Here is a 25,716-nt window from a genome sequence, read left to right on the forward strand (position 1 = left end):
CCACTACTCCTGCCCTTTTTTCTGGGTGGCAATTTCATCCAGCAACAGGCCTTCCTTATAGGCCTGTTCCTTCCGAAACGCCTCTTTCTGTTTTTCTTTCAGACGCTCCATCACCTTTTTTTCCTTGGTGGCCTGCACCAGATCCTCACGGCGGTCCTCAAGCACCCGGTCAAGCGCTTCAATCCGGCGCTGTTGTTCCTTCATTTCTTCCCGCTTACGCGCAAAAAAATCAGCATATAGCTGCATCTCATAGATTGAGTTGATCTCCTGTTGACGTTTACTGAACTCTTCCGCCAGTTGGGCCGCCTCAGACTTTTCCTGTTCCAGCTTATCAGCAGCAGCATCCAGGTCCTGCTTGGCCAGGGCGAACTCCTGCTTACGCAATTTCTCCAGCTCAGCCCTGTAGTTAAGAACCGGCTGCAGCTCAAACTGTTTTTTTACAGCCATCCCCTAATCCCCTGCTAACTCTCAAATATCTGCTGAAGCCCGTCAACCGAGTCAGCCAGCGTTGCCGGATCTGCAACGGCCTGCTTCTGGTAGGCAACCATAGCATCGATCTTACGAATTGCCCGGTCAATTCCGGGGTTGCTACCTGCCTTATAGGCACCAATATTGATAAGATCTTCAGACTGACGGTAGGTTGCCATGGTCTCTTTAAACTGCCCAGCCAACTTCCGGTGCCGTTCATCGGCAACATCGGCCATGACCCTGCTCGCACTGGCCATGATATCAATCGGCGGATAGATGTTACGGGCCGCCAGATCCCTTGATAGGACAATATGACCATCGAGGATGCTGCGCATGGCATCAGAGATCGGCTCATTAAAGTCGTCTCCTTCAACCAGTACGGTATAGAGCCCGGTAATACTCCCTTCGGGAAAGTTGCCGGTTCTCTCAAGCAATTTCGGCAGGGCGGCAAAGACTGAAGGGGTGTACCCCTTGGTGGTGGGAGGCTCACCAATGGCAAGACCGACCTCCCGCATCGCCATGGCAAAGCGGGTGGCCGAGTCCATCATCATCAACACTTTTTTGCCTTGGTCCTTGAAATATTCCGCAATGGTTGTTGCCAGATAGGCCCCACGCATCCTGACCAGTGGCGGTTGGTCTGAGGTCGCCACCACTACCACTGATTTTTGCAAGCCCTGTTCCTGCAGGTCTTTTTCAACGAATTCGCGGAGTTCCCGTCCACGTTCACCAATCAGGGCGATCACATTGACATCTGCCTCGGTGTAGCGTGCAATCATGCCCAAGAGGGTTGATTTTCCTACTCCGGAACCGGCCATAATGCCAACCCGCTGTCCCTGGCCACAGGTCAGAAGACCATTGATTGAGCGAATGCCCAGATCCAGCGGGCGCCTGATCGGCGGGCGCTTCATGGGATTTACCGGTGCTGCATAGATCGGGTATTCCTCATCCAGATGCAGCGGACCTTTGTCATCTATCGGATTGCCCAAGCCGTCAATGACCCGCCCCAGCAGGCCGGGCCCCACCATGAGGGTCGCCTTGTCACGTCGCACCGCGATCAGGCTGTCCAGCCCCACCCCGCGCAGGTCTCCCAGCGGCATCAGCAGGGTTTTGTTGTCACGGAACCCCACTACTTCAGCCGGAATCGGGACACCGTCCTTGGGGCGAATCTCACAAATGGCTCCAACCGAGGTATCCGGACAGTACCCCTCAATCACCAAGCCAACAACCTGGGTGACCTTGCCATGCAAGCGGATCGGGTTAACCGACTCCACTGCCCGCAGGTACCTGCCCATATCTATCGTCCTGTTTGACATTATTGCGGCTTACTCCGCAGCTTCCGTTGCTTCACCCGCTGTACGCTCTTCCAACAGGCGCCGGTAGACTTCTTCCAGCTGTGCCTCAAAACTTGCATCCACCGTCCCGCGCCCCGTTTCAACCAGGCAGCTGCCGATCTCCACCGTTGGATCAGGTTTCAGTACAAAGCGGATCGTGGACAATTCATTTTTCAGGGCGTCACTTTTACTGCTGGTCAGCAAGGCGTGGTCATCCGGATGCAAGCGGATAACCAACTCATCCTGTTCATTAAGATCCATCAGCGCCGACTTGATCAGCCGCAGCACGGTCTGGCGATCCTGCGCGACCTCCCGCGCAATAACTTTACGGGCGACAGCAAGCGTCAGCGCCAGCAGGTCATCCTCTGAATCACGCAACACCTTTTCACGTAACAGTTGCAAATCTTCGGCTGCGGTACGCAGCCCCTTGAACACATTCAGCAGGCCACGTTCCGCAAGATTTTTACCATCCTGCAGACCACGTTGATAACTTTCTTCCTGATAGCGCTGCAGATCATCATCGGTAATGTAGCTACCGGGTGGCGGGGGTGGTTCCAGAATGGGTTCTTCTAGCTGAGGCTTTGGTATCAGGCTGCCTTTTTCGCCCAACTCAGATGGATCGAAAAGAGCCAGGGGGGTAAAATCTTCAGATTTTGTGGTAACACGAGCTACAGTCGGCGCACCGCCTTTCAGTATGTTCTGAAAACTGAAGCCGCCGATCTGCAGTTCTTCATCTCCGGCCTTGATGACCTTAGACGAGGACATCTTCGCTGCCCCGTCCACCAAGCACGATTTTGCCCTCTTCCTCCATCTTACGTACAATCTTGATGATCTCTGACTGGGCTTTTTCAACGTCAGAAAGCCGTACCGGCCCCATAACTTCGAGGTCTTCCTTGATCATTTCTGCCGCGCGGCTGGAGATGTTTTTGAATATCTTGTTTTTGACATCATCCGTCGAAGTCTTCATTGCAAGTGTCAGCGTGTCATTGGAAACTTCACGCATAATGGCCTGAATTGAACGGTCGTCCATGGCAAAGACGTCTTCAAAGGTAAAGAGGTGCTTACGGATAACCTCGGCCAGGGGTGGGCTGAGTACATCCAGTTTTTCAAGGATCTGTTTTTCCTTGCTGCGATCAAAGTGGTTAAACATATCAACGACTTTTTCAACACCACCCACCTTGTAGCGCTGAACCCCGCCCATCGATTTGATCTCGCGCTTCATGACCTCATCGATTTCCTGCAGAATCTCCGGCGACACCTGTTCAACATCGGCAATCCGCAACACAACTTCAGCCTGTAACTCCTGCGGCAGGGCAGCGATAATCTCGCTGGTCTGCTTTGACTTGAGCTTGGCCAGGATCACAGCAATTGCCTGGGGATGTTCCTGGGAAAGAAAGTTTGAAATGCTTTTCGGATCCATGGCAGAGAGGATATCCACCAGATCGCCATAGCTGGAGGCCTGGAGTTCTTCCATCAGCATCTGGGCCTTGGCCGGACCAAGCGCCTTTTCCAGTACCTTGCGGACAAACTCGTCACCCTGGGCAAAGATACCCGACTCCGGTGAGATAACCTCATTGAACTCTTCAACAACCTCACCAATGGTCTGCCGGTTCACGTGACCAAGACCGGCCATGCTCTTTGAGATCCTTTTGATCTCTTCATCCTCCATATGCTCATAAACCTTGGCGGTGACATCCGCACCAAGGTAGAGCAGTAGAATTGCAGCTTTATCAGCACCAGTCATGGCGATCATTCCCTCTCATCATGAGCTTTCACCCAACCAGTTTTGCAGGATTTGCGCTACCTGATACGGATTCGTCTTGGCCTTTTCCATCAGCTCCTGCTGTTCTGCCATATGCATGGCCAGCTGTGCCCGTTCGCTGGCTGACATCTTCTCCTGGGCATCCGGCACAATCGCCTCAAGGATATCCGGACGGGCCGGACGGGCGGCGCGCAGCGTGTTCAGCATCGGCTTGACCACGAACAACATCAGCGCAAGGAAGCCCAAGGCAATCAGCAGATTCTTGAAAAGTGTCAAGAAGAACGGGTTCATCCACCATTTGGCACTTTCCGTTGAGCCTGCGGCCTCCCCTGCATCCTGAAACGCAATATTCTGGATACTGATCTGATCGCCCCGTTCCTGATTGAACCCCACGGCCCCCTTGACCAGTGCCTCAATTTTCTGAAGTTCGTCCGGCGAGCGGGGGACGTATTTTGCCTTGCCGGCTGCGCCATCCTTGCCGGGAGCACCGGCCTCATATTTGCCATCTACAAGAATGGCTACCGACACCTTACTGAGAGTGCCTACCGGCTCTATCGTACGCGAGGTTGAACGGCTGACCTCATAGTTCAGGGTTTCATCGTTCTTGCTGCCGCCACCAGCTGCGCCACCAGCACCCGGAGTTGTTCTCCCCAGATTGGTCTGAACTCCCGGCACACCGGTTGAGGCGGCTGAACCTCCCGCCTTTTCTTCACTGCGCTGTTCACTGCGCACGGCAATGGTCTCAGGGTCAAATTTCTCTTCGACCCGCTCCACCTGTTTAAAATCAAACGTCGCCGACACCCTTGCAACAGATTTGCCTCCGCCAACCACACGGTCCAACAAGGTCTGGAGGCGTTCCTCCACGTTGCGCTCATAACCTCGCTGGGTTTCCTGCATTGCGCTGGTGGCCTTGGCGCTGGCGTCAGCCATGCCGTTGCCGCCCTTGCTCAGGATTTTGCCGCGGCTGTCAAGCACGGTTACGTTATCTGCATTCATCCCCTCAATCGAAGATGAGACAAGATGCACAACGCCCTGCACCTCACTGTCACGAAGGTTCTTATTTCCTTTCATCTTCAGCACAACCGACGCTGTAGGCGGCTTTTCAGCCTCCTTGAACAGGGTCTTTTCCGGAATAACCAGATGGACACGGGCCTGCTCAACCCCGCTGATCTGCGTAATGGTACGAGCCAGTTCCCCCTGTAGCGCCCGTTGATAGTTCAGCTTTTGCACAAATTCGGTCATACCGAAATTTTTTCGGTCAAAGATCTCAAATCCGACTCCGCCACCCTGGGGCAGACCTTCCGACGCAAGCGAAAGCCGAAGCTCGTAGACTTTGTCGGCGGGGACCATGATCCCCTTGCCATCAGGGGTAATCTGGTACGATGTCTTGGCCTCTTTCAACTTTTTGACAATCTCTCCAGCGTCCTCACTGGCCAGATTGGTAAACAACGGACGGTAGTCCGTCCGGTTGGCAAGCATGATCAGCAGCGCAAACGAAAGAAGGCAAGCCAGCACCACGCCGCCAACCAGCAAACGCTTACCGGGGGACAACGCCATAAACGGCTCAATAATTCGCTTTAATCCTTCAGGCATGGCTATTCACACCTCTGTTGTAAAAAAATACCATGGCTAGACCGGCATCCTCATCACTTCCTGATACGCCTCCAGTGCCTTGTTGCGCACCTGCGACATAAACAGAAACGACACACTGGCTTTTTCCACCGCAATCATGGTTTCATGCAGGTTACGGTTTTCGCCGGTTGCAAGCTTCTGAATTGCCTGATCAGACTGCTGCGACAGATCATTCACCTTGCCCACCAGTTCTTTGAAGAATTTGCCGGCCCCATCTGCCACTGAGGTCGCGGATGTATTTTTTTCAAGCGGAAAGGCCGCAGACATGCCAACACCACTGATACCCTTAATTTCCATAACCTAGACTCCTATTTGCTGATTTCAAGTGTCTTAAGCGCCATATTTTTGGCTGCCTGGGCAGACATGACATTTGCCTCATAGACCCGTGTCGCCGTGATCATATCGGCCATCTCTTCCACCACATTCACGTTAGGGAGGGCTACATATCCCTGAGGATTGGCATCAGGATGCGCAGGGTCATACTGCATACGGGGCGCGCTCTGGTCCTCAACAATCTCAACCACATTAACCTCACGGACATGCCTGTCGGCAGCGCCACCAAGCGCCTTTCCAAAGGCATCAAGTGGAGCTGTAGCGGCAAAAACAGCATCCTTGCGCTTATACGGCCCCCCTTCAGGCGTACGGGTGGTATTAACATTAGCCAGGTTACTGGATATGAGGTTCATTCTGGTGCGCTCAGCCGTAAGCGCCGATGAACTGGTATTCATTGCGGTAAAAAGGTCCATTATTTACCCTCCCTCAAGGCGGTACGTAACCCTTCAAACTTTTTTGCCAGCAGCTGAACCGAAGCATTAAACAGCACCTGGTTCTGCATCATCCGGCTCATTTCATTTTCCATCTCGACCGAATTGCCGTCGCGCCCTGGGGTCTTGGCCGGCGTTTCAACGACGGTTCCACGCACCTGGCTGATCTGCTCACCACCGCCACGCAAAGGAATATGTGCGGGATGCGTCGTTGCTCCGGAGAATTGCGAGCCCCCTCCGCGGGTCGTCGATTTCTTGACGGCAGATTGCAACTGCTGCTCAAACTCCAGACTTTTAGGGGTATATCCAGGAGTCTCCGCATTGGCGATATTGGATGAAATCAGATTTTGATTGCGTGTACGCAGATCAATACTCTTACCCAATACATCTATGGTTGTATTAAACAATCCCTCGACAGGCACGGCGAATCCCCCCTCCTGCGCTCAGCAGAATGCAGACCTTACAAAACTTTGCAATTTCTGTGCCTTACAATATGCACGCATAAACCAGGCAAAATCAGGGGAGTTGTGGGCGAATGTGCCCTGAAACGACAAAGACAAGTGTCGTTATTTTGACAAATACATTTTTTTGACGCTATTTTTTCTTTGACGGGGCAACAGCGGGGCGGGAAAGTTTATCATCTTCAAGGGCCTGACGGGCAAGACGCTGCCAATCCGGGTCTCTACCTTCATTGAGTACACGTTCGAACAGGGCACGTGCCTGCTGGCTGCGGCCGTCCAACGCGGCCAGCTCACCAAGTTTGTAAAGGAACTGTTCCTTACGCTCTTTGGAAGCCGCCTTCAAACCGGCTTCCAAGAGCACGGCAGCCGCCTTGCGTTCTCCGAGCACTTGACGGGAGCTTGCTGCAATATAATAGGCATCCCCGACCAGCACAGGAACCTCTTTCATATCTTTGACAGCATACAGATAGAGTTCCATTGCCTGGGCAGAGCGGGCATACTCCTTGTTATCCCAGAGGGCCCGGCCTAAATAATAATAACTGACCGGGAAAGTTGCCGATTCCTGTTTATTCAGGAGCCAGGAAAGACCGACCCGGACAGCCGGCAGCTCATGCGCGGCAAACTGAATCGCCCCCAGTCTTTCATGGGCCCAGCGTGTCTGGGCATGGGCGGGATTACGCAGCAAAAACCCCTGAAGCACCCTGCGGGCCATCAGGGTATCACCCAGCAGCTCTGCCTGGTCAGCGACCTGCAGCGTTAGATAGGGGATGTTATCCGCGCCTACCCACGGCCGCTCCAGTAACCCGCTATACAGCGCTATCAGATCAAGGGGCCGTCCAGCTTTTTCAAACGCCCCGGATACCGCGGGTAAAAAAACAGGATTTTTTACTGCCGTGGCCAGATACTCTTGATTATCCGTTACCAGCCGGATCAATCCAGCCGGATTTTTATCCCAGGGCGTCCCCTGGAAAACCAGCGCAACCAGATCTTCGCGGATATCGCGAATGACGGTACTGTATACCCCGGTGGGAAAACGTTTCTGATAGGTTATTGCCAAATCAAGCGCCGTGTCGGCCGGCCCGTTGATCGCTTCCAGCAGGGCATGCTTGAAAGTGGTCTCTTCACGCAGATCAAAATCGGTGGTGTTAGCAGCAATCTTGGCGTAGGTGGCGCCTAAGGCTTGGTAATCATCAGGTGTTGCTTCAAGAAAAGCTCGGTCAGCCAGCTTCATGACGGCAATCTGGTGCGCCTTGTTATCCTTGAACGCAGTGGAGATGTTGTTGTAAATTGCCAGCGCATCGCCTTCACCCCCCTGACGGGCCAGCACGTCGGCCATACGAACCAGCAGTACCGGCGCATACTTCTTATCGGCGTTGGAGACAATCAGTCGTGCCAGTAACTGCCGTCCGCCCGGCAGGTCTCCACTGCGGGCAATACTGTCGCCATAGTAAAACATGATCGCCGGATTCAGCGTCAGAAAATCCTGCCATTGGCGGGCAGCCTCACGAAAGGTTTCCAGCGCCGGCCCATACTTCTGCAAACGATACTGAGCCTCTGCCAGCCGGTAGAGCGCAAGCGGGCGGATTCGGGATGGTCTGGTTGCAAACGGGGCAAAGGCATCTTCGGCGGCAGTCAGTTTACCTTTGTAGAGTGCCCCTTCCGCAGCAAGAAACAGGCGTTGCTCATCCTCCGGCAGCAGGGTCTTGAGCACATTCCGGTCTGTGGGTACAAAGGGTATCTCCGGCTTGAGGGGAGGGTCAAAGTTGCTGAGCAGTTTTGCCGCACCATTCCTGATCCTCTCCCTGCCGGGCAATGCTGGGTGGGCGGTTACCCCGCTAAAAAGCGGGCCGACATCCAGAGAAAGTGCCGGCAGGCCGTCAACATGTACCATTCGCCAGCCAACACGGTTGGCGGCAATGGCAAAGGTCAGCAAGGCGTCATTGCCGCGCTGAGAGACCAGCACCCCTCCGATATTGGCATCTGAGTAGCGTCGTAATGATCTGAACGGCGCACCGGAGGTATCACTGAACCTGATCCTGAGACGATTGCCGGGAATTCTTGAGACCCTGAAATGCGGTTCTTCAGCCAGTTTTACGGTGATACGGGTAAACGAGGATTTGGGACGGATCTCTATCCGGTGGATCAGATTCTGAATTGACGCATCAGCGCACTGCGGGAATAAAATCAAGGCAAGGAACAGACAAAGCAACCCGGCAGCACTGCCATGCAGCCCCCGACACAGCAGAAGTTCTGTTATCAGGCGGAAGGCAATCGGCATAGCCGCTTCACCTTACTGGCAATTTCATCAGGATCACAGGGTTTGATGATGATATCACGCGCTCCGTATTTAAGCGCTTTTAGCACGGCAGTACGCGTCCAGCGCTGGGCACACATTATTATCGGTACCGGTTGATCCTGGCGCAAGGCATTAATCTTGATGCAAACCGCAAGTTCACGGTCGTCGGCATCCTGTGAGCCGATCACCACCAGCCGCACATTACCTTGCGAAAACACCTCTTTGACATCGGCGTTCAGGGTTGATTCTGCTAGTTTAAAGCCGGAAAATCGCAGTGAATCCAATAGATGTGCCCGTTCTTCATCGCTGTCTTCAAAGACAGCAATCATATCCTCACCGGTTGTACCGGCAATGCCGCCAGCCTTGCGGACCGGTACGTCTTCGCCGGTTTCAGCCACAGCGCTGGGCGTTACTTCGCCTGATTCGCCAACCGGTTCTGCAGCAATCTCTTCAACAGGAGCAGCCGGGGGCGCTTCAGGTGGAGGGTCATACTGATTCCCGAGCGCAACCGGGATCAGCACGTCCAGGTGATGCATCTCCTGGCCTTCCATCTCCAGCCGGGAGCGAAACATCAGATAGTCGCCATTCGGCAGGGGATCATCGTCCGTCAGCGGATCGATTTCAGGGACGTATTTCTTTGAGCCGAGCAGCTTGAGGTGGGCCTTGCCGGAAAGGGAACCCTGAAAGGTTGAATTCATGGCCCCATTGATCATATTGCCAATTTCGCCGAAGGCGTCGATGTCATCCGGCTCAATGATGGAGAGACGCTGTTTTTCCTTAATCCTCGGCGCCGGAATCCCTAACAACAGGCTGCTCATCAAAATAGCATCCCGCAGATTGAAGACCAGATGAAACTGACCGGGATATTCTTCCCGCGACTCAACAGCCAGCACAAAAACGCCGTCATCAAGATCGCCGAAGTAGGCGGCCTTGCTAAAGGTCAAAGAGTCCGTCAGGGTTGCAGTCAAGCCCTGTCCCAACAGCATACCGGCCTCTTCACCGGCCTGCCGTAGAGCGGTCTCCAGCATTTCGTGCAGCTTTACATAACCATCCATCAGGGGCTCGCGGGAGATACAGAGTGAACTGCACGGGGTGCACCTTTGCACCCCGTACTAGCTAAATCGGGGGATTACTCTTCTTTCTTGAGGGTCAGACCAACCAGGAACCGTTCACTGGCGTCGACATTGAACGGAATCACCACACAATCGATGTCCGAAAGTGAGTTAACCGTGTAATCTTCGCCAGCAATCACCGTCGGAATGGAGAGCTTGACATCAAGCCCCCCTTTGGAAAGAATCATTTTGACGCTGCCACCCAGCATGTTGGCAATCTCACCAATGGCATCATTCAGATCCTCACCACCCTCTTCAACCTCACTCTCATCCATCCCCAACATGGCGCCGGTGATTTTCTTTGCAAGGTGCATCGGGCAGTGCATGGAGATAACACCGGAATAGGTACCGGCAAACCCCACCATACCGGTGATACTGCACTTGAAATGGGTGATCGGCTCTTTGAGCGGGAAATCGTCGGCCGGCTCCATCATCACCATTGTGGAAAAGACTTCGCGAGTAGCGTTGATAATGTACTCGGAAAGCTGTTGTTCCGAGAACTTGAGGCTATCAGCAATCTCGGCATTCAGACTCATAGGAGTCCCCCAAGCTTTTCATTCAGCTGTTCAGGAGTAAAGGGCTTTTTGATGCTGTCCTTGGCACCGCTGGCAATGGCGTCGGCAATCACATCCTCGCCACCTTCCGTGGTTATCATGACAATCGGCATCGAGAACCCGTTGGCACGAACGGCCTTGACAAACTCAAGACCATCCATGTTGGGCATATTGATATCAGAAAGGATCAGGTCAACGGTCTTACCTGAAGTCTGCAGGACGTTCAGTCCCTCAATACCATCGCCCCCCTCAAGGATGTCGTCAACCGGCAGTCCTGCCTGACGCAGTGAGCGGGAAATAATCTTTCTCATGGTGGATGAATCGTCAACGATCAGGATATTTGCCATATAACAGTTCCTCCCTGTGCCCCATGGGCATTAATTGATTCGTATCATGAATAGCAATGCTGCTATTTTTAACACAGCTTGCACTTAAAATTCAAACCCTGAATTTCCCCATCAGACGTTGCAGTTCTTCAGCCAGACGGGACAGTTCCTCTGCAGAGCGTGAGGAGTCCTGAGCCTTGTCTGTGCTTTCCTGCACCACATCGGTTATCTGGCGGATGCTCTGGCTGATGGAGTTGGTAGTGGCACTCTGTTCTTCAGCCGCTGTGGCGATCTGACTCATCTGCTGGGTGACATTCTGTATTTCATTGGTTATCACCCCAAGCGCCTCGCCGGACCGACTCGCCTCCCGGGTACCGTTTTCAACCTCGGCCACACCGTTTTCAATGGCCCGCACCGCACCACCAGTCTCCTGCTGGATCATGCGGATCATATCGCCAATTTCCTTGGTGGCCTTGGTGGTCCGCTCTGAAAGCGCCCGCACTTCGTCGGCAACCACGGCAAAGCCCCGCCCCTGCTCACCGGCACGGGCTGCTTCAATGGCGGCATTCAAAGCCAGCATATTGGTCTGGTCGGCAATATCTTCAATGGTACCGACAATGGTACCGATCTGGTTTGATTTTGACCCCAGCTCTTCCACGTTTGCAGCAGCCTCACCAACCCGCTCCGCAATCCGTTGCATACCGGCAATGGTTTCCTGAATCACCCGTGCCCCGGTTTCAGTGGCCTGGTCCGCCTCGGCTGCACTTGCTGCAGAACGGGTGCATGAGCTGGCAATCTCAAACGCAGTGGCGGACATCTCTTCTGCCGCCACCGCCACAGAAGCAGCCTGTCCGGCCATCTCTTCAGAGCTTGCAACCATAGCCGAAGAATTGAGCCGTACGCTTTCGGCAACCGCCGTGACCTGACGGGCATTTGCGGCCACCTGCCCGATTATGACAGCCAGATTCTCAACAAAGGTATTGAACCAACCGGCCGTTTCGCCGATCTCATCCTTGCTTGACACCTCTATCCGCTTGGTCAGATCACCTTCTCCGGTGGCTATATCCTTCAACCGCTCAGTCATGCTTGAAATTGATTTAAGGACCGGCAACACGATAAAGAGCAGCAACATAACCTGGCCGATGGACGATCCGACCAGAACAACCAGCATGATGGTCTTGCCCTTGGCAATGGTGCTGTCCAGCTCATTGCTGGCCTTTTTATGCAGTGTTCCGGCAATTTTGGGGATATAGTCTTCCAGCTGGGGCTGAAACTCATTGATAACGTCACGCAGCTCTTCGCGTCCTTCAATCACATCACCACCGCTCTTAAAGGTCGCCACCAACCCCTTGAACTGCTCCACATAGGCCTTGCCGAGCTGCTGGGCCTTGGCACTATGTCCCTTGATCTTTTTGTCGGTATTGACCTTGTCAAGCTGCTCAAGCACCTTATAGACCTCACCCACCTCCTTCTCAGCCCGGGCGGTCCACTTGTCATCTTTACGGGTAAAAAACTCCCCTTCATACTCACGGGCCTTCAACATATGGATCGAGCCCTGCATGGCAGCATGCTGAATCTTGGTGATCCGGTCCATCTGATCCAGAGATGAATTAATCTTTAAAAAGGTAAACAGCATCAATCCGGTGACCAGCACAGCCACCCCAAGGAGAAAGGCAATTAATGCTGTCATCTTCTGTTTGATCGTAAAATTCATGACAAGGCAGCTCCTTTACGCTAAATGCTTATTTACCAACCAAAGTTAGTAGCACAAAACAAGGTGATGTCAATTGCTAAAAGCACTCTGGAAGGGGGTTGCATGAAACTATCACATCAAATAGTTCTGGGGGTCAGCAGCTGCCTGCTGGGGCAGCATGTCCGCTATGATGGCGGGCACAAACTGAACCACTACATTGCTGACCTGCTGTCACTCTATTTTGACTTTGTCCCGGTCTGTCCGGAGATTGAATGCGGCCTGCCAACCCCTCGTGAAGCGATGCATCTGACAGGCAACCCTGCAGCCCCCCGCCTGATAACGGCCAGGACCGGACATGATCTGACCGCCCAGATGCAGGACTGGTGTGCACAACGGGTGCGAGAGCTGGAAGCCCTTAAGTTGCGCGGTTTTATCTTCAAAAAGAACTCACCCAGTTCCGGGTTGTTCCGGGTTAAGGTCTATCAGGACAAAGGCCCGCCACTCAGCACCGGCAGAGGATTATTTGCCCGGGCCGTCACACACGCCTTCCCTCTTCTGCCGGTGGAAGAAGAGGGACGCCTTGCCGATACCCGGTTACGGGAAAACTTTATCGAACGGGTTTATGGATACGACCGCCTGTTGACCTTTCTTGACAGCAACCCGGCCAAAGGAGAGCTGGTCCAATTCCACACGCAACACAAGCTGCTGTTGATGGCCCACTCCCCTGATCACTACCGGCGCCTGGGGAGGCTGACAGCCGGCACGCTCCCTTTGCCGGAGCTTTTACAAGCCTATGCAACACTGTTTATGGAGGCGCTGCAACTGCTGGCTACGCCTGCCAAGCAGACCAATGTCCTGATGCATTGTATCGGCTATTTCAAGAAACAGCTCGAAGCGTGGGAAAAACAGGAGTTGCTGGAGCTGATTGAACGTTATCGCATGTGCCAGCTGCCACTGATTGTGCCGATTACGCTGCTTAAACACCATATACAACGTTTCGGCCAACCCTATCTGGAGCAACAACTCTATTTTTCACCCCAGCCGGACGAGCTGATGCTCCGTAACCACGCCTAGCCTGTTCAAAGCGGTTGCACACAGCGCCCCCTCTGGTATACTCACACGCCAGACAAGCAGGATAACTCAGGCTGCCCGAAGGAGATATCTCATATGGCCAGGATTATGATTATTGATGACTCGCTTGTCGCCCGGATGAGTCTCAAGGCCTGCATCCCGAAAGACGCGGGCCACGAGCTTAAAGAAGGAAACGACGGCAGTGTTGCGATCGAGCTGTACCAGTCGTTCAAGCCTGACGTCACCTTCATGGACCTTACCATGCCGGGGATGGATGGGATAGCTGCCCTGGAGGCGATTCGCAGACTTGACCCCGCTGCCCGGGTGATCATCCTTACCGCTGATATCCAGCGCCGCACTATTGAACGGGTCACCGAGCTGGGGGCCTGTGCCGTAGTCAAAAAACCGCCGGTCAAGGAGGCCGTGATTGCAGAATTGGACAAGGTACTGGCTGACGGTACAAAGCCATGACCGATTCCGCACGCGAGTTGACCGAGCTTGAAAAGGATGCGCTGCAGGAGATCATGAACATCGGTTTTGGCCGTGCTGCTGCCGATCTGGCCGAGATCATCAACCTGCATGTGATCCTGTCCGTACCACACATCGCCGTCCTGCAGTCGGACGAGGTGATCCGCTACGTTCAGGAAGAGATACCCGACACCACCGACATGAGCATGATCACCCAGTTTTTCAGCGGCAAGTTCAGTGGTGGCAGCTTCCTGGTTTTCCCCCACGGAGAAGGGCGTAAGCTTCTGAAAATTTTCGACGGGGAAATGTCTTTACTTGGTGAAAATTACGACATAGACATCCTTGAAAAGGAAACCCTGGTTGAGGTGGGGAATATCATTATCGGCGCCTGTGTCGGCAAGATCGCCGAGATGCTCGGCGATGTCGTCACCTATGCCCCCCCCCGCTTTTTCTCTCAGGAGCAGATTTACGGCACCCTGGGAAGTGTCTTGAATACATCCGACTCGTTTGCGATTCTATTCAAGACCGTTTTTAATTTTGAGCAGTATAATGTCAGTGGCTACCTGTTTCTGGTCAGCCAATACAGCATTATGCCGTGGTTGAAACAGGCCATTGCAGAATTCCTGGGTCCCTATGAGTGAGTACCACCAGATATTCAACACCATCAACCTCGGGTTGGTGGTGCTTGACCGTGAGCTTACCGTTACCTGCTGGAACCGCTGGATGGAGCTGCACAGCGATATCCCGGCCGAGGAGATCATCGGTCGCAACATCTGTGATGTATTCCCGGCACTCTGCGAAAACAGCGTTATCCGGATCATTAAAAGCGTCTTTGCCTTCGGCAACTACGCCTCATACTCACAGAAGCTGCACAAATATCTCTTCCCCATGAAAAATCCCCACGGCTCATCTGCGTTATTCCCCCAGATGCAGCAAAATTGCACGTTTGGCCCCTTACGCGATGACAACAAAGAAATTTCTGCCATCTACATCACGGTTCAGGATGTCACTGATTTTGTTATCTACGAACACAAGCTGATACAGATGGCCAAGGTCGACGGCCTGACCGGCGTCTTCAACCGCCGCTACCTTGACACCCGGCTTCAGGAGGAGCTGGAGCGTTCACGGCGGCACGGCAATCCCTTGAGTATCATGATGCTTGATATTGACCATTTCAAGGAGATCAACGACACCCATGGGCATATCTGCGGTGACTACACCCTGCGAAAATTTTCTGAACTGCTGCTGGAGCTGATACGGACCTCCGACATTCTCGGGCGTTATGGCGGCGAGGAATTTTGCTGCATCCTGCCGGAGACCTCGTTTGAGCAGGCCCTGGTGCTTGCCGAACGCTGTCGTACACAAGTTGCAGCCAGCCAGTTTTCCTGTACCGATCATCAAAGCAGGGTGACCGTCAGCATCGGGGTGACCGACCTGCACCGCGATGACACCCAGGACAGCATCATTAAACGGGCAGATGACGCCCTCTACCAGGCAAAACGGACTGGACGCAACCGGGTCTGCAGCTCCCCCGTGCCGGTAGAAAATGCCACATGACCAGTGAATTAGCCGAGATACGGGAGGCCTTTGCCCTTGAATCAGTCGAGATGCTGGCTGAAATGGAATCGGCACTTTTGTCACTTGAAACGACACCAGCGGTGGGAGACGATTTCAACCGCCTCTTCAGGGCAGTCCATACCATCAAAGGCTCTGCAAGTATTGTTGCTGCCGACCAGGTGGAAGCCTTCTGCCACGCCCTCGAACATCTGCTGGTGAAGGTCCGCGAAAACGAGCTGCCTCTGACAAAAGAACTGTGCGCACTCTGCCTGCAGTGTCACGACCATCTCAGAAAGTTGATCGCAGCCTTTGAGTCGGCAGAGCCAGAACTCCCCCCCCGCCATGATCAACTCCTGACCATGATTACCCAGTGGCAGCCACCTGCTATTGCTGAAGCGGCAGCTCCAGCAGAGCCCGATCTGCCGCAAACTGACGAATCGAGCACCGAAGAGTCCGCAGCTTCCCAAAAAGTGGTCCGGGTTGACGCTCAAAAACTGGACCAGCTGATCAACCTGGTGGTTGAACTGGTCACCGCCTCTTCAGAGCTGGAATCACATGTTAAACAGACAGGTGACAATGCGTCCCTTGAATCAGCTGCTGCAGTCTCGTTGTTGGTCAAAAAGATCCAGGAGCGGGCCATGGTGTTCCGCATGGTGCCGGTGGGAGACCTCTTCCGGCGCTTTCAACGCCTGGTACACGACCTTTCCTCTTCAAGCGGCAAAAAAATCCAACTGACAACTGCCGGGGCCGAGACCGAACTGGACAAGGTCATGGCGGAGCGGTTGCGTGAGCCGCTGGTTCACCTGATCAGAAACGCCATAGATCATGGCATCGAACCCCCTGCAGAACGACAGGCGGCCGGTAAACCGGCCACCGGCATGATCAGAATGAACGCCTTTCAAGAGGCCGGCAGTATTGTGATTGAAGTCAGGGATGACGGGCGCGGTATCTGCCGTGAGCGGGTGCTGCAGCGTGCAGTTGAACGAGGGTTGATCCGCCCGTTGGAGATGGTTGACCGTGATCCATTGGCGCTGATCTTTGAACCCGGTTTTTCCACCACGGAAGAAGCCACCCTGCTTTCCGGGCGCGGGGTGGGCATGGATGTGGTCAAACGGACCATTGAAGAGTTGCGCGGCAAGATCGATGTTACCAGCAGCGAAGGACAGGGAGCCTGCTTTCAGCTCAGGTTGCCGCTCTCACTGGCGCTGATTGACGGTTTTATGATTGCCGTCGGGGATGACAGCTACATCCTTCCCATGGACCTGGTGGACGAGACCATTGATCTGCCGGCGGAGGCAGCTGCCGAACTGCTGCTGCGCGGCTATCTGAATATTCGTGGCGAGGCCTTGCCCTGTCTTGACCTGCGTGATATTGTCGAGCCTGCGGTCCCGGCGCCGCTTTCACGCTTTATTGTGGTGGTCAAACAGGACGGACGACGGATCGGCCTGGTAGTTGACCTGCTGGTGGGCGAAGTTAAAGCGGTCATCAAACCGTTGGGAAGGATCTACCGGGATGCCCGTATCATCTCCGGCGCCACCATCCTGGGGGACGGCACCATCGCCCTGATTCTGGACCTGCCTGAGCTGTTGCGGCTACACGGCAGCCAGCCATCATAGGCTACAACTCTTTACGGTAGCGGATCAACAGATAGAAGGCACCTACGCCAAGCACGAGAGAACCGACCTCCACCAACCAGTTCATCGGCTTATCCACTCCCAGCGTCATCATCGGATAGATCACCACCGAGATCAGGCAGTTCACCGCAATCAAGGTCAGCAGCCACTTCATATCGTCATACCCCGGCTATCTGGCGGGCTGCCCGCAGCAGCGTATCAACCATGGCCGACTCCGCAGCCTCACTGTAGAGACGCAGGACCGGCTCGGTCCCGGAGGGACGCACCAGCAGCCAGTCGCCGTTATCAAACACAAACTTAAAGCCATCACTGAAGTTGGTGGCGGCAACAGTCCGCCCCGCAATGGTCGCAGGCGGTTCGTTCCTCAAACGCTGCAGCAACGCCTCCTTTGCCTCGCTACTGATATGGGTGTCAATCCGGCGGTAGTAAAAATGGCCAATCTCGTCCATGATCTCTTCCAGCTGCTGGCGCAGCCCCTTACCGGTCATTGCCACCGTTTCCAGCAACAGCAGCCCCATCAGTACGCCATCCCGCTCCGGGATATGGCCGCTGATACCCAGACCACCCGACTCCTCCCCGCCCATCAGGATCTGTTTGTCCAGCATCAGCTCACAGATATGCTTGAAGCCGATCGGTGTCTCATAGAGTGGCAGATCATACTTTTGGGCCAGCAGGTCAATCATGCGGGTTGACGAAACCGTCTTGACCACCCCGCCTGTCAGGCCTTTGCGTTCCACCAGGTGTTTCAGCAACAGGGTAAAGATCGCATGGGATGAAAAAAACTCGCCGCGTTCATCCACCGCACCAATCCGGTCGGCATCACCATCCAGGGCCAGGCCGACCCGATAACGGCCAGTTGCCAGCAGGCCGCACAGCTCCTGCAGATTTTCGCCGATCGGCTCCGGTGGACGGCCGCCAAACGAGGGATTCTGTTCCGCATGAATCTCGTCAATCCCCAGCAGACGTTTGAAAAATCCGCTGCCTGCCCCAAACATCGGGTCAGCCACGGCAGGGATACCGGCCCTGCGGATCGCCTCAATATCAACCAGATGACCAAGCTGTTGCAGATACCCGGTGGCGGCATCAAACTGCTCAATCCTGCCGCTACGGCAGGCCTCTTCAAACGGAATCGAGCGAACCAGGCGCCCTTCTGCCCTGTTGTAGGCAACAATCTGTTCCAGCAGCCGGGTCGTTTCCGGACGTGCTGAGCCGCCAAAATTTTCTTTGATCTTGAAACCGTTATAGATCGGCGGATTATGACTGGCCGTAATCATGACACCAGCTCCGGCCTTCAGCGCCCTGGCTGCCCAGGAAACCGCCGGTGTCGGCGCCACCTCATCACACAAAAACACCCTGATATCATTACCGGCTGCGACTTCAGCCACCCGCCAGGCAAATTCCTGCGACAGGAAACGACGATCATATCCCACCACCAGCCCCTGGTCCGCCAAACCCTCACGGGTCATCCAGTCCATGGTTGCCTGTGCCACCAGCCCCAGATTCTCAAAGGTAAACTCGCGGGCGATCACCCCGCGCCAGCCGTCGGTCCCAAATTTTATTTCCACGCGAACTCCTCCAGAATAATCAGGGCCAGGAAATGAGGCATTTCCTATTGTTTGCCCTCCATTTTATAGATCCATACCAGTATCTCGGCAACGGCTCGATAGAGCTCAGCCGGGATATGCTCATCCAGGTCAACCTGCATCAACAGGGTCACCAATTCCGGTGACTCATGCACATAGACGCCGGCCTCCTTGGCACAGGCAATGATCGCCTCGGCCATGATCCCCTTCCCCTTGGCCACCACCACCGGCGCATAAAAGCCCTGCTTATAGGATAGCGCTGCTGCCATCCGCTGGTCATGCAGCTGACGTTCACGAGCCATGTTTCACCACAATACTCCCCGGCTCAAAACCGGCTGCCAGCAGCTGTCCGTGCAGTTCTCCGCGTTCCGCTTCCATCAGACTGGCTGTGCCCTCATGGTCGGCACCGATCACCAGGTCCAGGCGGGTCCCGTTCAGACTCAAGGCAACCTCCACCCGTCCCAACTGCGGCAGGGTCAAGGCCAGCGAGGTCTCCCAGGGGGTGGTCTGCTGCTCTTCGCCACCACTGCGCCCCCGCCCTTCCCGATCCTTGATACGCCACTCCATCGGCTGGCCGGGAAACAGTTCGCCATGAAACAGCAATTGACCGGTCTGCAGTGAGGCCAGCTGTTCCTTGACCATTGCAAGGGTACGGGGATCGCTCCCCTCCTCTCGGTGCAGCTGAGCTGAGCGGGCCTCCTGACTGCCCGGCTGCAGGGAAAGCTGCCCCTGCGGTTCCTGCAGCAGCTGTTCAAGGCTGTACTCGCCACTGAACCAGCGGGAAAGATGGGCCTCATAGAACAGGCCGCTCTCCTTCAACCCCTTGCGCAGCATCTGCTCCAGCTGAACCGGATCGGACGGGGCCCCCTGCAACAGGGTGCGCAGGATACCCAGCCCCTCCTTGAGGGGCGCCGCTTGATTCTGCATGCCCAGCAAGGTACTGACCCAGCGCCCGGTCTGGCTGACCAGGGCATCGCCCCCCTTGCCGTAGCGCACCAGTAGAAAGGTGGCAGGGTCTTCGCCGATAAAGAACAGGTTCAGATTGTCACCGGCCTTCACCCCCTTGGGTAACAGCACCGCCATGGCCTGACCACCCACCTGGACCATGAACCGGCCACCACCGAGGGACTGCAGCACATCACCTCGCAGTTGCTGACCGGCCTGGAACCCCTTTAAGGCATCAGCGGAAACCTGAGGTTCAAGCAGGGTAAGGCGGTTGCCCTGCATCAATGACTGCAGCAGCTTCAGGACACTCTCGTCAATCTTTCCTTCAGCCGCTGGCACCGCACGGTTTTGCAATGAGCGCGCGGACAGATTGGCCGAGGCACCGTAGGTCATCGCCTCGTCCAGAATGGCAGCCAGGGCAGAGGAGCCTGGCGGCAAACTGCTGACAACCTGTTGCAGCCGCTCCATGACAGTACGCTGAACCTCATTCTGCCCGTTCTCTTTGCTTGTCAGGCTACTCAGCCAACGGGCAGCCTCACTCACGTTGCTGGGCTGATCCTGAACCGGCTGCCCCAGCAGGGCAAATACCAGCTTCGGCTGCTGGGTTACCAGCGCCAGCCGCAGAATTTCTCCCTGCGTCACCGGTTTTGAGAGCTGCAGCTCCAGCGATTCGCCAGCCAGCTGCACCAGCACCCGTCCACCGGGCAGGCGCCCCTGCACCAGGGCATTGGCCTCTTCACCCGGCTGCAACGGCAAGGGCGCCAGGGGCTGATTGGCCACATCCACCAGGGTCAGCCGCGCCCGCTGGGCAAGGTTTAACAGCATCTTTGCAGCGGCATCTTCAAAACCGGCGGTGGAACGTCCGGCAAGACCGGCAGCGGTATTCGGTGTTTGGCCGGACTCACCGCCGACTGTCTGGGTAGGCCGTTCAAGCAGCCCGCCGGGCGGGACCACCACCGCGCGACCATCGGTACGGTAGGTCAGAAAATCATCCAGAAAACCGGCCAGCACGCTGGTTTGGCCGCTTGATTGACGCAGCAGATCACCGATACTTTGCAGGGATGACCGCTGGTGGGGCTCCATGAACTGCTCATTGGAGACCAGCAGGGACAATAGCCGGGAGGCATCGGACAGGCTGACCGGCGGTGCGCTGACCCCTGGCCTTGCCAAGGCAAAGGTCGGGCGCGGATCATTACCGACAAAGGTCAGCTCAAGGTTTTGCCCTTGGCGGACCGCCATCTGCAGATCAAGCTGCAGCTGCAACCCACCGATCTGAACCGGAATCTTGCCTGCCTGGGGCTGACCGGTCACCTCGGCCGTTACCCGCTGCCCCGGCGCAAGGGTAAGCGGCTGTTGGCTGACCCCAATCGTAGTCGGTTCAACAGGTTCTGCAGGTATTATCGCCAGGTTGGAACTGCGGGACAGCAGGTCATAGACCTGCTGTTGTATGTCAGAGGGAAAGGCCATAATTTGTTTATCGGCAGAAAAGGCAGCGATCTAAAAAATGATCAGCCCCCACGTCTCTGCAATAAGACTCAGAAAACCATCAAAACTTGCGTGTTGCAGGCATGACGATGGGCAGACGGCCTTCGCAGCACGTTTTATCCCCAGATCAGATAGCCCGGCTCGTAGATCAGCCCCAGCTCCCCATGTCTCGGCATCACCCGCACCATGAAGCCGTAGCGTCCGCAAAAGCGGCATTCGAGATCTCCGGCAAAGCGGTAGCGGCCGTTCTCCAAGGTTTCCGTCACTGCCAACGGAACAATCTCGCCACCACGGATCACCCCCTGATTATCAAGGACACCGAAGTAGCCTTCCACTGCCACTTCATCCGGCTTCAGGCCACCCAGTCTGACGGTAACACTGACCGGCAGGCTGCTGCCCACTGCCACCGAATCGCTTAGCTTTGCCTCGGTGGCCTCAATTCCGACCTGATTCCAGCCTCCGAAGACCCGCTTCTTCCAGGCTGCCAGTTCCTTGGCAAGCCCGAGATCATTGGCCTCAAGCCGCGTCCATTGCCGATAGGAAGGGATATAGGAGAGCTGGGCATACTCCTCAACCATCCGGTCGGTTGAAAAGACCGGACAGAGCGACTGCATCGAGGCCTTCATCATGCTGACCCAATCCCTGGGGATACCATCACCGCCGCGCTGATAGTAGAGCGGCACCACTTCTTTTTCCAGCAGGTCATACAAAGCGCCACTCTCCACCTGATTCTGGTATTCCAGATCAGCGTAGACCTCACCTTTACCGATGGCCCAGCCGTTATTGCCCTGATAGCCCTCACACCACCAGCCATCCAGAATGGAAAGGTTCAGGCCCGCATTAAAGGCAACCTTCATACCGCTGGTACCGCTGGCCTCCATCGGGCGACGGGGTGTGTTCAGCCAGACATCCACCCCCTGCACCAGATGACGGGCCACCTCCATATCATAATCCTCAATAAAGACGATCCGGTGCCGGAAGCGCTCCTGATGGGAGACCTGTACGATCTGACGGATCAGCTCCTTGCCCTCGGTGTCATGGGGGTGGGCCTTGCCGGCAAAGATGATCTGTACCGGACGATCAGCATTGTTCAAAATCCGGTCCAGACGATCCAGATCCCGCATCAGCAGGGTGCCCCGCTTGTAGGTGGCAAAGCGTCGGGCAAAGCCGATGGTCAACACCTCAGGGTCCAGCACCTCATCAGCGGTGGCGATCTCCTTGGCGGTAGCCCCCACCTTTTTCAACTGTTCCTTCAGGCGGCAACGGGCAAAATCCACCAACCGTTCGCGGGTGCTCTGGCGGGTACGCCAGATCTCGGCATCCGGTATCTTACCGATCCTGCGCCAGACATTGTGATCGGTCGGGTCATCCAGCCAGCGGGTACCCAGGTAGCGTACCAGCAGACTGCCCATCTGGCCTGACATCCAGGTGCGGGTATGGACCCCGTTGGTAATGGAGCTGAGCGGCAACTGCTCTTCCGGCAGTTCCGGCCAGAGATTCTTCCACATGCTGCGGGAAACCTCGCCATGCAGCTGGCTGACACCATTGGCATGGCCTGCCAGTTTCAGGGCCAGCACCGCCATACAGAAGCTCTCGTACTGGTCTGCCGGATTCTGACGTCCCAGCCCCAGAAATTCGTCCCGCGAAAGGTTGAATGACCTGATATATTTAGTGAAGTACTTATCCAGCATCTCGGTGGGGAAGTGGTCGATCCCGGCCTCAACCGGGGTATGGGTGGTAAAGATGTTACCCGCCCTGGTCACCTCACGGGCCTCGCTAAAGCTGATCTTGCGTTTCTCCATCACCAGCCTGATCCGCTCCAGGGCCAGGAAGGCGGCATGGCCTTCATTCATGTGGCAGACATTGGGGATGATCCGCAGGGCACGCAGGGCACGCACCCCGCCGATCCCCAGCAGGATCTCCTGCAGCATCCGCATTTCCTGATTACCGCCGTACAGTTGCGAGGTAATCAGGCGGTCTTCAGGGCTGTTCTCCTCCAGGTTGGTATCCAGCAGGTAGAGTGGCACCCGTCCCACCTGCACCCGCCAGATATGGGCCTTGAAGTGGCGTGGACCGAACTCCAGCTCCACCTCAAACGGACGGCCCTGCTGATCCCGCTCCAGAATCAGCGGCAGGTTGTAGAAGTCATTTTCAGGATAGATTTCCTGCTGCCAGCCCTCGTTATTCAGATACTGGCGGAAATAGCCCTGGCGATACAGCAGCCCCACCCCCACCAGCGGCAAGCCCAGGTCAGAGGCCGATTTAAGGTGATCGCCGGCCAGAATCCCCAAGCCGCCGGAATAGACCGCCAGAGACTCATGCAGGCCAAACTCCATGGAAAAATAGGCGGTCTTCAGCTCGGCATCGCCGTTGTACTCCTTCTGGAACCAGGACTTCTCCGACAGATAGGCGGTCAGTTTCTCGTCCACCATCTGCAGATGGGCCATGAACCCTTCATCCTGCTTCAGGGATTCAAGCGTTGTCTGTTGCAGGATTCCCAGCATCTCCACCGGGTTGTGGCGGGTGGCGTTCCAGAGGTCAATATCCAGCCGTTTGAACAGGGCAATCGCATCCGGGTCCCAGGACCACCAGAGGTTGTAGGCAATCCGCTGCAGCGGGGCCAGCTCATCGGACAGGGAGGGGACAACGGTGAATTTGTGGAGCAGTTTGGAGAAATCCATGGAACACCTCGGGGATAGGACAACTAGATAACTAATCAGGAAACGAGGATTTTCTTGTTCCAGTTGCGGCTAGCAAGGGACGGCAGCGGAAGCGTACCAGACAGTACGCTGAGCATGCCGCCCCGCAGGTTGACGTGACTGGGGCGAGAAAAGACCGTTTCTACAACGTAATCTCACCATTAAACACTTCAGTTGCCGGACCGGTCATAAAGACAGGGCCATTCTCAACCCATTCCAGCTCCAGATCACCGCCCGCCAGATGGTTCAGGATCTTGCGGTCGGTCAGGTTGTTCAGTACACCTGCCACGCAGACGGCACTGGCACCGGTACCGCAAGCCAGGGTCTCACCTGCGCCGCGCTCCCAGGTGCGCTGCTTGACTTCAGTACGGGAGATGATCTGAATGAACTCCACGTTGGTACGACGGGGAAACAGCTGATGGTTCTCGATCAAGGGACCATAGGTGGCCACCGGAAAGTTGTCCACATCATCGACATAGATAATGCAGTGGGGGTTACCCATGGAAACGCAGGTGATCTTGAAGGTCTTGTCCAGCACGGTCAGCTCTTCAGCCACCACCTGGGCGACCGGAGTACCGTTCATCGGGATCTCTTCACGGGAAAGCCGTGGCGGCCCCATGTTGACCCGCACCCGCTCCACCTTGTTGGCGGCATTGGGGAACAGTTGCAGGGTCAGGATACCGGCACCGGTCTCAGCCGTAATCTCGGTCCTGGTCACAATGCCGTGGTCATAGGCATACTTTGCCACGCAGCGGATGCCGTTGCCGCACATCTCCGACTCGGAGCCGTCGCTGTTGAACATCCGCATCCGTACATCGGCCTTATCGCTGGGCATGATCAGGATCAGGCCGTCAGAGCCGATCCCGAAATTGCGGTTGGAAACCTTGATCGCTGTTTCAGCGGGATTATCCACGGTCTCCTTGAAACAGTCCACATACACGTAGTCGTTGCCAGCACCATGCATCTTGGTAAACTTCATTACCGCTCCTCCATTGAAAGCAATGTATTAGAATCAAGAAAGTAGCAGAATACCGTCACGGCAACAAGATGAAATCATGGACGTACCATGAATGTAACGTGTATACTTCGGCTCTATTCAGACCTGCCAAGGAGAACCCACGCATGATCCGTCCCTTCAAGGGTATCACCCCTCAAATCGACCCTTCCGCCTTTATTGCCGAGACCGCCGTGGTACTTGGAGAAGTCAGCATCGGGGCCCAGGCCAGCCTCTGGTACAACGTGGTGGCCCGCGGCGATGTCAACTTTATCAGTATTGGCGACCGCAGCAACATCCAGGACCTGACCATGCTGCATGTCACCCACAAGAAGCATGCCGATGATCCCGGTGCGCCGCTGGTTATTGGCAACGATGTCACCGTGGGCCATTCGGTCACCCTGCATGGCTGCACCCTGAAAGACGGCTGCTTTATCGGCATGCAGGCGATGGTGATGGACAAGGCAGTGGTGGGAGAAGGGGCCCTGGTGGGTGCCCGGGCACTGGTCACCGAGGGGACCATTATCCCGCCCCACACCCTCTGGGTTGGCGCTCCGGCCAAATACAAGCGTGATCTGACACCGGACGAGATCGCCTGGTTGAAGAAGTCTGCCGACAACTATGTGCGCTATTCACGGGAGTTTCTGGAGGATGGTCTGGGAGTGCCGCTTGCGCCCCCATCTGTTTGATATCTCTAAACCTACACCCTTAAAAACAAAACAGTTGACGGACTGATCCGGTCTTCTTATGATGTCAGCACATTTGTTGTAAAGGCTGGGAAGAGGAGTAGTAACAGAGGTACATCCTTGAGAGAGCCGGTGGGTGGTGCGAACCGGTGGATGGAGACTGTGAACTCGCCTCGGAGCCGCTCCGATGAAACA

Annotated in this window: 25 protein-coding genes and 1 other annotated feature (1 of these 26 running past the window's edge); of the genes, 6 read left to right on the plus strand and 19 right to left on the minus strand. The window is 55.5% G+C overall.

Annotation, left to right across the window (positions count from 1 at the left end; all coding sequences use genetic code 11):
• Positions 1-3 precede the first annotated feature (3 nt).
• From fliJ to FY034_RS15530, 13 genes are all read right to left on the minus strand, one after another.
• Positions 4-447, minus strand: a complete 444-nt coding sequence (gene fliJ / locus FY034_RS15470; RefSeq protein WP_265552123.1) for a flagellar export protein FliJ — start codon at positions 445-447, stop codon at positions 4-6.
• A gap of 14 nt (positions 448-461) precedes the next feature.
• Positions 462-1,781: a FliI/YscN family ATPase gene (locus tag FY034_RS15475; RefSeq protein ID WP_265552125.1), complete on the minus strand. Its 1,320-nt coding sequence runs from the start codon at positions 1,779-1,781 to the stop codon at positions 462-464.
• 9 nt (positions 1,782-1,790) lie between these two features.
• Positions 1,791-2,564 carry a FliH/SctL family protein gene (locus FY034_RS15480; RefSeq protein WP_265552127.1) on the minus strand — a complete coding sequence of 258 codons (774 nt, stop codon included), beginning with the start codon at positions 2,562-2,564 and terminating at the stop codon, positions 1,791-1,793.
• Positions 2,551-3,543 carry a flagellar motor switch protein FliG gene (fliG, locus tag FY034_RS15485; RefSeq protein ID WP_041242978.1) on the minus strand — a complete coding sequence of 331 codons (993 nt, stop codon included), beginning with the start codon at positions 3,541-3,543 and terminating at the stop codon, positions 2,551-2,553. Before fliG ends, FY034_RS15480 begins: the two co-directional genes overlap by 14 nt.
• An 18-nt stretch (positions 3,544-3,561) precedes the next feature.
• Positions 3,562-5,154 (minus strand): flagellar basal-body MS-ring/collar protein FliF, encoded by a 1,593-nt coding sequence (gene fliF, locus FY034_RS15490; protein WP_265552131.1) that lies wholly within the window; start codon positions 5,152-5,154, stop codon positions 3,562-3,564.
• Between the two features lie 36 nt (positions 5,155-5,190).
• The gene (fliE, locus tag FY034_RS15495; protein ID WP_265552133.1) at positions 5,191-5,490 is read right to left on the minus strand and encodes a flagellar hook-basal body complex protein FliE; all 300 of its coding nucleotides are present in this window, start codon (positions 5,488-5,490) and stop codon (positions 5,191-5,193) included.
• Between the two features lie 11 nt (positions 5,491-5,501).
• Positions 5,502-5,939, minus strand: a complete 438-nt coding sequence (gene flgC / locus FY034_RS15500; RefSeq protein ID WP_265552136.1) for a flagellar basal body rod protein FlgC — start codon at positions 5,937-5,939, stop codon at positions 5,502-5,504.
• Positions 5,939-6,379: a flagellar basal body rod protein FlgB gene (gene flgB / locus FY034_RS15505; protein WP_265552138.1), complete on the minus strand. Its 441-nt coding sequence runs from the start codon at positions 6,377-6,379 to the stop codon at positions 5,939-5,941. The genes flgC and flgB overlap by 1 nt, the downstream gene beginning before the upstream one ends.
• Before the next feature lie 172 nt (positions 6,380-6,551).
• The gene (locus tag FY034_RS15510) at positions 6,552-8,696 is read right to left on the minus strand and encodes a tetratricopeptide repeat protein (protein ID WP_265552139.1); all 2,145 of its coding nucleotides are present in this window, start codon (positions 8,694-8,696) and stop codon (positions 6,552-6,554) included.
• Positions 8,675-9,769 carry a response regulator gene (locus tag FY034_RS15515; RefSeq protein ID WP_265552141.1) on the minus strand — a complete coding sequence of 365 codons (1,095 nt, stop codon included), beginning with the start codon at positions 9,767-9,769 and terminating at the stop codon, positions 8,675-8,677. The genes FY034_RS15510 and FY034_RS15515 overlap by 22 nt, the downstream gene beginning before the upstream one ends.
• 74 nt (positions 9,770-9,843) lie before the next feature.
• On the minus strand, positions 9,844-10,362 hold the full coding sequence (locus FY034_RS15520) for a chemotaxis protein CheX (protein WP_012471340.1): 519 nt from the start codon (positions 10,360-10,362) through the stop codon (positions 9,844-9,846).
• Positions 10,359-10,727, minus strand: coding sequence for a response regulator (locus FY034_RS15525; protein WP_012471341.1), 369 nt, complete (start codon positions 10,725-10,727; stop codon positions 10,359-10,361). Before FY034_RS15525 ends, FY034_RS15520 begins: the two co-directional genes overlap by 4 nt.
• A gap of 91 nt (positions 10,728-10,818) precedes the next feature.
• Positions 10,819-12,420 (minus strand): methyl-accepting chemotaxis protein, encoded by a 1,602-nt coding sequence (locus FY034_RS15530; RefSeq protein ID WP_265552144.1) that lies wholly within the window; start codon positions 12,418-12,420, stop codon positions 10,819-10,821.
• A gap of 102 nt (positions 12,421-12,522) precedes the next feature.
• Between FY034_RS15530 and FY034_RS15535 the strand changes: the two genes are divergently transcribed.
• The 5 genes from FY034_RS15535 to FY034_RS15555 all read left to right on the plus strand — a co-directional run bounded on the left by FY034_RS15535 (position 12,523) and on the right by FY034_RS15555 (position 17,111).
• Complete coding sequence (locus FY034_RS15535; RefSeq protein WP_265552146.1) at positions 12,523-13,473, plus strand: YbgA family protein; 951 nt, start codon at positions 12,523-12,525, stop codon at positions 13,471-13,473.
• Between the two features lie 93 nt (positions 13,474-13,566).
• Positions 13,567-13,941 carry a response regulator gene (locus FY034_RS15540; protein ID WP_265552148.1) on the plus strand — a complete coding sequence of 125 codons (375 nt, stop codon included), beginning with the start codon at positions 13,567-13,569 and terminating at the stop codon, positions 13,939-13,941.
• A complete protein-coding gene (locus FY034_RS15545) occupies positions 13,938-14,579 on the plus strand; it encodes a chemotaxis protein CheC (RefSeq protein ID WP_265552150.1) in 642 nt (213 codons plus the stop codon). Before FY034_RS15540 ends, FY034_RS15545 begins: the two co-directional genes overlap by 4 nt.
• A complete protein-coding gene (locus FY034_RS15550; RefSeq protein ID WP_265552152.1) occupies positions 14,572-15,495 on the plus strand; it encodes a sensor domain-containing diguanylate cyclase in 924 nt (307 codons plus the stop codon). Before FY034_RS15545 ends, FY034_RS15550 begins: the two co-directional genes overlap by 8 nt.
• Positions 15,492-17,111 carry a chemotaxis protein CheA gene (locus FY034_RS15555; RefSeq protein ID WP_265552154.1) on the plus strand — a complete coding sequence of 540 codons (1,620 nt, stop codon included), beginning with the start codon at positions 15,492-15,494 and terminating at the stop codon, positions 17,109-17,111. Before FY034_RS15550 ends, FY034_RS15555 begins: the two co-directional genes overlap by 4 nt.
• Before the next feature lies 1 nt (position 17,112).
• On the opposite strand, the gene FY034_RS15560 is transcribed toward FY034_RS15555, so the two are convergent.
• The 6 genes from FY034_RS15560 to dapF form a co-directional block, all read right to left on the minus strand.
• Positions 17,113-17,283, minus strand: coding sequence for a hypothetical protein (locus tag FY034_RS15560; RefSeq protein ID WP_265552156.1), 171 nt, complete (start codon positions 17,281-17,283; stop codon positions 17,113-17,115).
• Between the two features lie 4 nt (positions 17,284-17,287).
• Complete coding sequence (locus FY034_RS15565) at positions 17,288-18,694, minus strand: phosphoglucomutase/phosphomannomutase family protein (RefSeq protein WP_265552158.1); 1,407 nt, start codon at positions 18,692-18,694, stop codon at positions 17,288-17,290.
• 44 nt (positions 18,695-18,738) lie between these two features.
• A complete protein-coding gene (locus FY034_RS15570; protein WP_012471350.1) occupies positions 18,739-19,014 on the minus strand; it encodes an EscU/YscU/HrcU family type III secretion system export apparatus switch protein in 276 nt (91 codons plus the stop codon).
• Positions 19,004-21,124 (minus strand): flagellar hook-length control protein FliK, encoded by a 2,121-nt coding sequence (locus FY034_RS15575; RefSeq protein ID WP_265552160.1) that lies wholly within the window; start codon positions 21,122-21,124, stop codon positions 19,004-19,006. The genes FY034_RS15570 and FY034_RS15575 overlap by 11 nt, the downstream gene beginning before the upstream one ends.
• 134 nt (positions 21,125-21,258) lie before the next feature.
• Positions 21,259-23,823 carry a glycosyltransferase family 1 protein gene (locus FY034_RS15580; protein ID WP_265552162.1) on the minus strand — a complete coding sequence of 855 codons (2,565 nt, stop codon included), beginning with the start codon at positions 23,821-23,823 and terminating at the stop codon, positions 21,259-21,261.
• A 160-nt stretch (positions 23,824-23,983) separates the two neighbouring features.
• Positions 23,984-24,820, minus strand: coding sequence for a diaminopimelate epimerase (gene dapF / locus FY034_RS15585; RefSeq protein ID WP_265552164.1), 837 nt, complete (start codon positions 24,818-24,820; stop codon positions 23,984-23,986).
• A 143-nt stretch (positions 24,821-24,963) separates the two neighbouring features.
• On the opposite strand from dapF, the gene FY034_RS15590 reads away from it, so the two are divergent.
• Positions 24,964-25,524 (plus strand): gamma carbonic anhydrase family protein, encoded by a 561-nt coding sequence (locus FY034_RS15590; protein ID WP_265552166.1) that lies wholly within the window; start codon positions 24,964-24,966, stop codon positions 25,522-25,524.
• 78 nt (positions 25,525-25,602) lie between these two features.
• Positions 25,603-25,716: a binding site (T-box leader), on the plus strand; it runs 107 nt beyond the window's last position.

This window comes from Trichlorobacter lovleyi (assembly GCF_015239775.1).
In the GTDB taxonomy this organism is placed as follows: domain Bacteria; phylum Desulfobacterota; class Desulfuromonadia; order Geobacterales; family Pseudopelobacteraceae; genus Trichlorobacter; species Trichlorobacter lovleyi_B.